Below are 8228 nucleotides of genomic sequence, written 5' to 3'. Positions count from 1 at the left end.
GCGAATTCTACAGCGTTACACGCTGCTGTCAACACCTCTTTTTCTCCGCTTTCGACCGAGAAGATCGAACCGTTAATAGGGCCAAACAACACGGCCTTACTAACTCCTTCTGGGCTTCGATAATCTGAAGCAGCTCGCTGTCGAAACCTACATAACTCTTTGTTTACCAAGGAGTTTTCCGTTTCGACTGCGCCGGAAGTGGGGCGAATTATAGACTTCCAGAATCTGCCGTCAACACCTTTTTTCACAATACTGTCATATCGGTCAAAAAAGCCCTGAAAAGCAAAGGCCGGCCCCAAGGGGCCGGCCTTCTACTTACCGAACCTACAAACTAGGAAAGGCAAACTGCGACGCTTCATGACTGGCCCGTTGCGGCCAGCGCTGGGTAATCGCCTTGCGACGGGTGTAGAAACGCACCCCATCCGGCCCATAAGCATGCAAGTCGCCAAACAGCGAACGCTTCCAGCCACCAAAGCTGTGATACGCCACCGGCACTGGCAGCGGCACGTTGACGCCAACCATGCCTACTTCAATCTCGTCACAGAACAACCGCGCAGCTTCACCGTCACGGGTGAAGATGCAGGTACCGTTGCCGTACTCGTGATCGTTGATCAGCTGCATGGCCGCTTCCAGGCTATTCACCCGAACAACGCACAACACCGGCCCGAAGATTTCTTCTTTATAGATGCGCATCTCAGGCGTCACGCGATCAAACAGGCAGCCACCCAGGAAGAAGCCGTCTTCATGACCGGCAACACTCAAGCCACGACCATCGACTACCAGTTCGGCCCCCGAAGAAACGCCGTCTTCTATATAGCCGCTGACCTTATCCCGCGCCTGACCGGAAACCAGCGGCCCCATGTCCAAGCCACAGGTAGTGCCCGCACCGATCTTCAGCGCCTTGATCTGCGGCACCAACTTGGCAATCAACGCATCCGCTACCTGGTCGCCAACACACACGGCAACAGAGATCGCCATGCAACGCTCACCGCACGAACCATACGCCGCGCCCATCAAGGCACTGACCGCGTTGTCCAGATCCGCATCCGGCATCAGCACCGCATGGTTCTTCGCCCCGCCCAACGCCTGCACACGCTTGCCGCGCTTGGTCGCTTCGGAATAGATGTACTCGGCAATCGGTGTCGAACCCACAAAGCTCAACGCTTTAACTTCCGGCGCTTCGATCAGCGCATCCACCGCGCCTTTGTCGCCGTGCACCACACTCAGCACACCTTTAGGCAAGCCCGCCTCCTGCAACAGTTGTGCAATCAGCAGCGTCGAGCTTGGATCACGCTCCGACGGCTTGAGGATGAAGCAGTTACCGCAGACGATCGCCAGCGGATACATCCACAACGGCACCATCGCCGGAAAGTTGAACGGCGTGATACCGGCCACCACACCCAACGGCTGGAAGTCAGACCATGCGTCAATGTTCGGGCCAACGTTACGGCTGTACTCACCCTTGAGGATCTCCGGCGCCGAGCATGCGTACTCCACGTTCTCGATCCCGCGCTTCAGTTCGCCCGCCGCATCCTCCAGAGTCTTGCCATGCTCTTCGCTGATCAACTGGGAGATACGCGCTTCGTTCTGCTCCAGCAATTGCTTGAAACGGAACATCACCTGGGCACGCTTGGCCGGTGGCGTGTTGCGCCAGGCCGGGAAGGCCGCCTTGGCCGAGTCGATGGCGCTTTGAATGGTTTCGCGGCTGGCCAACGGCACCTGGTGAATCACCTGGCCAGTCGACGGGTTGTACACGTCAGCCGTGCGACCGTTCTCGGTCACCAGTTGGCCGTTGATCAAATGCTGGATGAGGCTCATGCAGGGCTCCTGAAAAGTTGTTCTATATAGAAGGAGAAATCAGTCGATCTTGTTCAGCACTTCGCCGACCGCATCGAACAAGCGATCCAGGTCCTGCGGCTTGCTGTTGAAGGTTGGCCCGAACTGCAAGGTGTCGCCGCCAAAGCGCACGTAGAAGCCGGCTTTCCACAAGGCCATGCCGGCCTCGAATGGACGCACAATCGCATCACCGTCACGCGGCGCAATCTGGATCGCACCGGCCAGGCCGTAGTTACGAATGTCGATCACGTTCTTGCTGCCCTTCAGGCCGTGCAATGCATTTTCGAAATGCGGTGCGACTTCGGCCACGCTCTGCACCAGGTTTTCCTTCTGCAGCAGGTCGAGTGCCGCCAGGCCGGCCGCGCACGCCACCGGGTGAGCCGAGTAGGTGTAGCCGTGTGGGAATTCCACCGCGTACTCAGGCGTCGCCTGATTCATGAACGTCTGATAAATCTCGGTGCTGGCAATCACAGCGCCCATCGGGATCGCGCCGTTGGTGACTTGCTTGGCAATGCACATCAGGTCCGGGGTCACACCGAAACTGTCGGCACCAAACATCGAACCGGTACGACCGAAGCCGGTGATCACTTCGTCGAACACCAACAGGATGTTGTGTTGATCGCAGATCTCGCGCAGACGCTTCAGGTAACCCTGCGGCGGAACCAGCACGCCAGCGGAACCCGCCATCGGTTCAACAAATACCGCGGCGATGTTCGACGCATCGTGCAACTCGATCAGCTTGAGCAGCTCATCCGCCAAGGCAATACCGCCCAACTCCGGCATGCCACGGGAGAACGCATTGCTCGCCAACAGGGTGTGAGGCAGATGGTCAACATCCATCAGGCCCTGACCAAAAATCTTACGGTTGCCGTTCACGCCGCCCAGGCTGGTACCGGCGATGTTCACACCGTGATAACCACGGGCACGGCCGATCATCTTGGTCTTGGTCGCCTGGCCCTTCAGGCGCCAGTACGCACGCACCATCTTCACGGCGGTATCGGCACACTCGGAGCCGGAGTCGGTGAAGAACACGTGGTTCAGGTTGCCCGGGGTCAGGTCGGTAATCTTTTCTGCCAGTTGGAACGACAACGGATGACCGTATTGGAAGCCCGGCGAGTAGTCCAACGTCCCCAACTGCTTGGAGACCGCTTCCTGGATTTCCTTGCGGGTGTGCCCGGCGCCGCAGGTCCACAGACCCGACAGCGAGTCATACACCTTGCGCCCCTTGTCATCGGTCAACCAGCTGCCTTCGGCCGCCACAATCAGGCGCGGGTCACGATGGAAGTTGCGGTTGGCGGTGTACGGCATCCAGTGCGCGTCCAGCTTCAGTTGGCTGGCCAGGGTGGACGGAGCGTTCTCGGGCATGTTCATAAGCAAAACCTCGCAAGGCGAAAGGCAGCGTAGGGATTTGAAAAGCGTTGTTGCAGCTAAATTGCCACGGGGATAAAGTCGGTGAAATCCAACTCTTCTAACCTTCAGTCAGGCCTTCACTAAACTATGAGCAGCCGTCGACCCGACCCTCTGGCCCAAGTCAGCGACTTCGATATCCGCCTGTTGCGCATCTTTCGCAGCGTGGTGGAGTGCGGTGGCTTCTCGGCGGCGGAAACCGTTCTGGGGATTGGTCGCTCGGCCATCAGCCAGCAAATGAGTGATCTTGAACAGCGCCTTGGCCTACGCTTGTGCCAACGCGGGCGTGCGGGTTTTTCCCTGACCGAAGAAGGACGCGAGGTGTACCAGTCGGCGTTGCAGCTGCTCAGCGCCCTGGAAAGTTTCCGCACCGAGGTCAACGGCCTGCACCAACACTTGCGTGGCGAACTGATCATCGGCCTGACCGACAATCTGGTCACCCTGCCCCACATGCGCATCACCCACGCCTTGGCACAGTTGAAGGAGCGCGGCCCGGACGTACAGATCCAGATCCGCATGATCGCCCCCAATGAAGTCGAACAAGGGGTGCTCGACGGTCGCCTGCACGTCGGCGTAGTCCCCCAGGCCAGCGCCCTGTCGGGGCTTGAATACCAGCCGCTGTACAGCGAACGCTCGCTGCTCTACTGCGCAGTCGGCCACCCGCTGTTTTACGCCGACGACAAGCAACTGGACGACGAACGCATCAACAGCCAGGACGCCATCGCCCCGACCTTCCGTCTGCCCGCCGATATCCAGGCGCACTACCAGGCACTCAATTGCACCGCCAGCGCCTCGGACCGCGAAGGCATGGCCTTCCTGATCCTGACCGGCCGCTACATCGGCTACCTGCCCGACCACTACGCCAGCCTGTGGGTACAACAAGGCCGACTGCGTGCGCTGAAACCGGCTACACGTTTTTACGATTTGAGCCTCGCTTCGGTCACGCGCAAGGGCCGTCGCCCTCATTTGGTGCTGGAAAGTTTTCTCGAAAGTCTGGCCGCAACGCGCTAACACGGGCCTTACAGAAAAACCTGAGCAACTGGACAGCTTTTTGCAAGGCAAGGGGATCTCGAACCATCAGCCATGAGCTCCCCACCATGCCGCCAGAATCCGAAAACCCCAGCGACCTGATCTACGGCCTCAACGATCGGCCCAAACCTTTGCCTGCATTGCTTGCCGCGTTGCAGCATGTATTAGCCGCCTTTGTCGGCATCATTACTCCACCGCTGATCATCGGTTCCACCCTCGGTCTCACCGCCCACCTGCCCTACCTGATCAGCATGGCGTTGATGGTTTCTGGTGTAGGCACATTCATCCAGGCGCGTAGGCCATTTGGGATTGGCGCCGGGATGATCTGCCTGCAAGGCACCAGCTTCGCGTTTCTCGGTGCGGTGTTGTCGGCAGGTTTCCTGGTCAAGCAACGCGGCGGGAGCCCGGAAGACATCCTGGCGATGATCTTCGGCGTGTGCTTCTTCGGCGCCGCAGTGCAGGTGGTGTTGAGCCGCTTTATCGGCCAACTGAGAAGAGTGATCACGCCCTTGGTCACCGGCATCGTCATCACCCTGATTGGCATCAGCCTGATCAAGGTCGGCATCACCGACTTGGGCGGCGGCTTCAACGCCCCGGACTTCGGCGCCCCGACCAACCTGGCACTCGGTGTGTTCGTGGTAATGACCATCATCCTGCTCAACCGCTCGAACACCCCATGGGTACGCCTCAGTGCCATCATCATCGGCCTGGCTTTGGGCAGCCTCGCCGCCTGGTTCAGCGGCAAACTGGTGCCGCAGGCCCTGCCTGACCTGCCATTGATCAGCCTGCCTACACCGTTCCACTTCGGTTTCAACTTCGACTGGAGCGCTTTCCTGCCGGTGGCGCTGATTTATCTGATCAGCACCATCGAAACCGTCGGCGACCTCACTGCCAATTGCATGATCGCCCGCCAACCCATCAGCGGCCCGTCTTATATAAGCCGGCTCAAGGGCGGCGTGCTGGGGGACGGTATCAGTTGCATGATCGCCGCTACCTTCAGCGCCTTTCCCAACACGACCTTCGCCCAGAACAACGGCGTGATCCAACTGACCGGCGTCGCCAGCCGTTACGTTGGCCTGTACATCGGCGTCGTGCTGTTTTGTCTCGGGCTGTTTCCGCTGATTGGCGCGGTGCTGCAACAAATCCCCAAACCGGTACTCGGCGGGGCAACCTTGGTGATGTTCGGCAGCGTCGCCGCCGCCGGCGTGCGCATCCTCGCCCAGGCACCGCTGGACCGACGCAGCATGCTGATCATCGCCACCTCGTTCGGCGTCGGCCTGGGGATCGCCGCTCAGCCAAACCTGCTGCACCTGATGCCAACGCTGGTGCAAAACCTGTTCGACTCCGCCATCACCAGCGGCGGCCTGACCGCCATTGTGTTGTGCCTGTTGTTGCCCGAACCCAAGGCCACCGCGAATGCCGCAAACCAGGCCCTGGAAAGCGACACTCTGGAGCCGCTTTGATGGTTTTATCGTATCGGGACTTGTCTGGGGCTTGAGGGTGGGTTATCTGTGCACACGTCGTATTCATCGATCTGCACGGAAACCTCCATGAGCCTCGAAGTTCCTGCCCACAGCAACCACGCCGGAAAACCTGCAAGCCGCATTCGGCAAAAGAACGAACAAGCGATTCTGCAGGCCGCCGAAGACGAGTTCGCCCGTCATGGCTACAAAGGCACCAGCATGAACACCATCGCGGCGAGTGCCGGGTTGCCGAAAGCCAACTTGCACTACTACTTCACCAACAAGCTGGGCCTGTACATTGCCGTGCTCAGCAACATCCTCGAACTCTGGGACAGCACCTTCAACACCCTGACCGCCGAGGATGACCCGGCCGCGGCCCTGACCCGCTACATCCGCACCAAGATGGAATTCTCCCGGCGCCAGCCACAAGCCTCGCGGATCTTTGCGATGGAGATCATCAGTGGCGGCGAATGCCTGACCGAATATTTCAGCCAGGACTACCGCGCCTGGTTCAGCGGCCGTGCGGCGGTGTTCCAGGCCTGGATCGACGCCGGCAAGATGGACCCCATCGACCCCGTGCACCTGATCTTCCTGCTGTGGGGCAGCACCCAGCATTATGCCGACTTCGCCACGCAGATCTGCCGGGTGACCGGTCGCACCAAGCTGACCAAGCAGGACATGGAAGACGCCGGCACCAACCTTATCCACATCATTCTCAAAGGCTGTGGCATCAAGCCGGCCCTCTAAACGAAGTTACCCATGCCTTTCACGCTTACCGGCTTTTGCGAGTTTCGCGAAGAAATTCGCAAAAGCCGCTTCATTACCCTCGCCGCCCCCATCAGCAGCCCCCAGGACGCCCAGGCCTTCATCGACCAGCACAGCGACCTGAACGCTACGCACAACTGCTGGGCCTGGAAACTCGGCGATCAATACCGCAGTAACGATGACGGCGAGCCCGGCGGCACGGCCGGGCGCCCGATCCTGGCCGCGATTGAAGCGCAGGACTGCGACCAGGTCGTAGTGCTGGTGATCCGCTGGTACGGCGGCATCCAGTTGGGCACCGGCGGCCTGGCCCGGGCCTATGGCGGCGGCGCCAACAAATGCCTGCAAGCCGCCGAACGCGTCGAGTTGATCAAACGTGTGCCGCTGAGTTGCTCCTGTGGTTTTGCCGAGCTGCAGTTGGTGAAACTGCGAGTGGCCGAACTGGGCGGGCTGGTGGTTGAAGAAGTCTTCACCGCCAATGGCGTCGACCTGCAACTGGCCCTCGGCGAAGCCCATATTGACACCCTGCAAACCCAGCTCGCCGACCTGAGCCGCGGGCGCATTCTACTGGAGCGCTGAAACTGCCCACATCTACTGTGCACCTGCCTGTGGATAACCTGAGCACACTCGCCTGTAACCCTTCTGTCACAAGGGTTCCAGGTGGTTGTTCAATTTTTGCTCAGCCCCCCGCACTAAAGTATTAATCCAGCTCAAAAACAGTCAGTTAGGCGGGTTATGTCCTTTAGAACAAAGGGCCGCAGCGCTTATATCCGCCGATCACGCTTGCGCACAATTACTGTGGAGCAACCTGTGGATAACCCGTGCAAGAGTGACCCGGCAGCAGAGCCCGCAACGCCCCGGCGCAACTGAGCGTTTTTTGATCAATTTTCTGCCTGGCGTACCGGCATCAACTGCGCCACCGCCCACAGCACTTCAAACACCACGACAATTACCAACACCACACTTGCGCCGTGGGCCAGCGCGTAAATCTGCCAAGTCGCAAATAACACCCGGCCGGCGGCGTCATAGCGGCCGAATATCGCTTGGGGATCACGGATTCGCAGCACCGACCACACGCACACAATCGAGCCCATCAGGTTGGCCATCAACATATGCACAGGCGCGAACGGCGGCAGTTCGCCGGGCAGATTCAACGCCACCAAAGCGTTATGCAGCAGAACAAAGGTCCAGGGGGTGACCAGCGCCGCGGTGACGATCAAATCGTACCAACCGCTGGCCCGAACCAGTTGACGGTATTGGTGTGCAGTCCACATAGCAGCAAGCTCCTTCAATTCAAGAAGCCAGCACGCTAAAGCCTGGAGTATGCTCCAGGGTCAAGCCCCTTCGAGCCCTCCGCATGCGTATCGGCGAATTAGCCCAGGCCAGCCAGGTCAGCCGCGACACCCTGCGCTTCTACGAGCAACGCGGGTTGATTGCCGCGCAACGCAGTGCCAACGGCTACCGCGACTATCCCGCCGACATGGTGCAGTTGGTGCTGTACATCAAGACCGCCCAGCGCCTGGGCTTCAGCCTGGCTGAAATCGGCAACAGCGTCGGCGCACTATGGCAAGCTCCAGATCCCGACAGCGCCGTCACTCAACTGTTGCAAGACAAGCTCAACCTGATCGAAACCCGCATCGCCGAACTCGACCAACTGCGCCAGGAGTTGCAGCAAAGGCTCGGCCAGCGTTGTCCACTGAACCCGTGAACCTCCATCGTCAAAGGAAGCCA

Annotated in this window: 8 protein-coding genes; 5 read left to right on the top strand and 3 right to left on the bottom strand. The window is 59.6% G+C overall.

What is annotated here, in order from left to right; translation table 11 throughout:
• Positions 1–324 precede the first annotated feature (324 nt).
• Positions 325–1818 carry a CoA-acylating methylmalonate-semialdehyde dehydrogenase gene (locus HBJ59_RS23525; RefSeq protein WP_167664900.1) on the bottom strand — a complete coding sequence of 498 codons (1494 nt, stop codon included), beginning with the start codon at positions 1816–1818 and terminating at the stop codon, positions 325–327.
• A gap of 39 nt (positions 1819–1857) precedes the next feature.
• Positions 1858–3207, bottom strand: a complete 1350-nt coding sequence (locus HBJ59_RS23520) for an aspartate aminotransferase family protein (RefSeq protein ID WP_008430786.1) — start codon at positions 3205–3207, stop codon at positions 1858–1860.
• A gap of 126 nt (positions 3208–3333) precedes the next feature.
• Between HBJ59_RS23520 and HBJ59_RS23515 the strand changes: the two genes are divergently transcribed.
• The 4 genes from HBJ59_RS23515 (at position 3334) to HBJ59_RS23500 (ending at position 7076) form a co-directional block, all read left to right on the top strand.
• Positions 3334–4254, top strand: coding sequence for a LysR family transcriptional regulator (locus HBJ59_RS23515; RefSeq protein ID WP_010174131.1), 921 nt, complete (start codon positions 3334–3336; stop codon positions 4252–4254).
• An 86-nt stretch (positions 4255–4340) separates the two neighbouring features.
• Entirely contained in the window at positions 4341–5735 is a 1395-nt protein-coding gene (locus tag HBJ59_RS23510; RefSeq protein ID WP_076017929.1) for a uracil-xanthine permease family protein, read from the top strand.
• Between the two features lie 87 nt (positions 5736–5822).
• Positions 5823–6482 carry a TetR/AcrR family transcriptional regulator gene (locus HBJ59_RS23505; RefSeq protein WP_003211175.1) on the top strand — a complete coding sequence of 220 codons (660 nt, stop codon included), beginning with the start codon at positions 5823–5825 and terminating at the stop codon, positions 6480–6482.
• 12 nt (positions 6483–6494) lie between these two features.
• Entirely contained in the window at positions 6495–7076 is a 582-nt protein-coding gene (locus HBJ59_RS23500) for a YigZ family protein (RefSeq protein ID WP_076017930.1), read from the top strand.
• A 302-nt stretch (positions 7077–7378) separates the two neighbouring features.
• Here HBJ59_RS23500 and HBJ59_RS23495 read toward each other — a convergent pair whose 3' ends face one another.
• A complete protein-coding gene (locus HBJ59_RS23495) occupies positions 7379–7771 on the bottom strand; it encodes a hypothetical protein (protein WP_076017931.1) in 393 nt (130 codons plus the stop codon).
• 83 nt (positions 7772–7854) lie between these two features.
• Here HBJ59_RS23495 and HBJ59_RS23490 point away from each other — a divergent pair, with 83 nt between their 5' ends.
• Positions 7855–8205: a MerR family transcriptional regulator gene (locus HBJ59_RS23490; RefSeq protein WP_076017932.1), complete on the top strand. Its 351-nt coding sequence runs from the start codon at positions 7855–7857 to the stop codon at positions 8203–8205.
• The last annotated feature ends 23 nt before the right edge of the window (positions 8206–8228 follow it).

This window comes from Pseudomonas sp. AN3A02 (assembly GCF_011765255.1).
GTDB lineage: Bacteria > Pseudomonadota > Gammaproteobacteria > Pseudomonadales > Pseudomonadaceae > Aquipseudomonas.
The sequence above is the reverse complement of the archived record's forward strand: the minus strand, read 5'-3'. Positions and strand labels throughout refer to the sequence as shown.

Excerpts from the sequence above, each read along its gene's own strand:
- HBJ59_RS23490 (WP_076017932.1), top strand. The coding sequence starts at position 7,855 with ATGCGTATCGGCGAATTAGCCCAGGCCAGCCAGGTCAGCCGCGACACC.
- HBJ59_RS23520 (WP_008430786.1), bottom strand. The coding sequence starts at position 3,207 with ATGAACATGCCCGAGAACGCTCCGTCCACCCTGGCCAGCCAACTGAAG.
- HBJ59_RS23515 (WP_010174131.1), top strand. The coding sequence starts at position 3,334 with ATGAGCAGCCGTCGACCCGACCCTCTGGCCCAAGTCAGCGACTTCGAT.
- HBJ59_RS23525 (WP_167664900.1), bottom strand. The coding sequence starts at position 1,818 with ATGAGCCTCATCCAGCATTTGATCAACGGCCAACTGGTGACCGAGAAC.
- HBJ59_RS23505 (WP_003211175.1), top strand. The coding sequence starts at position 5,823 with ATGAGCCTCGAAGTTCCTGCCCACAGCAACCACGCCGGAAAACCTGCA.
- HBJ59_RS23510 (WP_076017929.1), top strand. The coding sequence starts at position 4,341 with ATGCCGCCAGAATCCGAAAACCCCAGCGACCTGATCTACGGCCTCAAC.
- HBJ59_RS23495 (WP_076017931.1), bottom strand. The coding sequence starts at position 7,771 with ATGTGGACTGCACACCAATACCGTCAACTGGTTCGGGCCAGCGGTTGG.
- HBJ59_RS23500 (WP_076017930.1), top strand. The coding sequence starts at position 6,495 with ATGCCTTTCACGCTTACCGGCTTTTGCGAGTTTCGCGAAGAAATTCGC.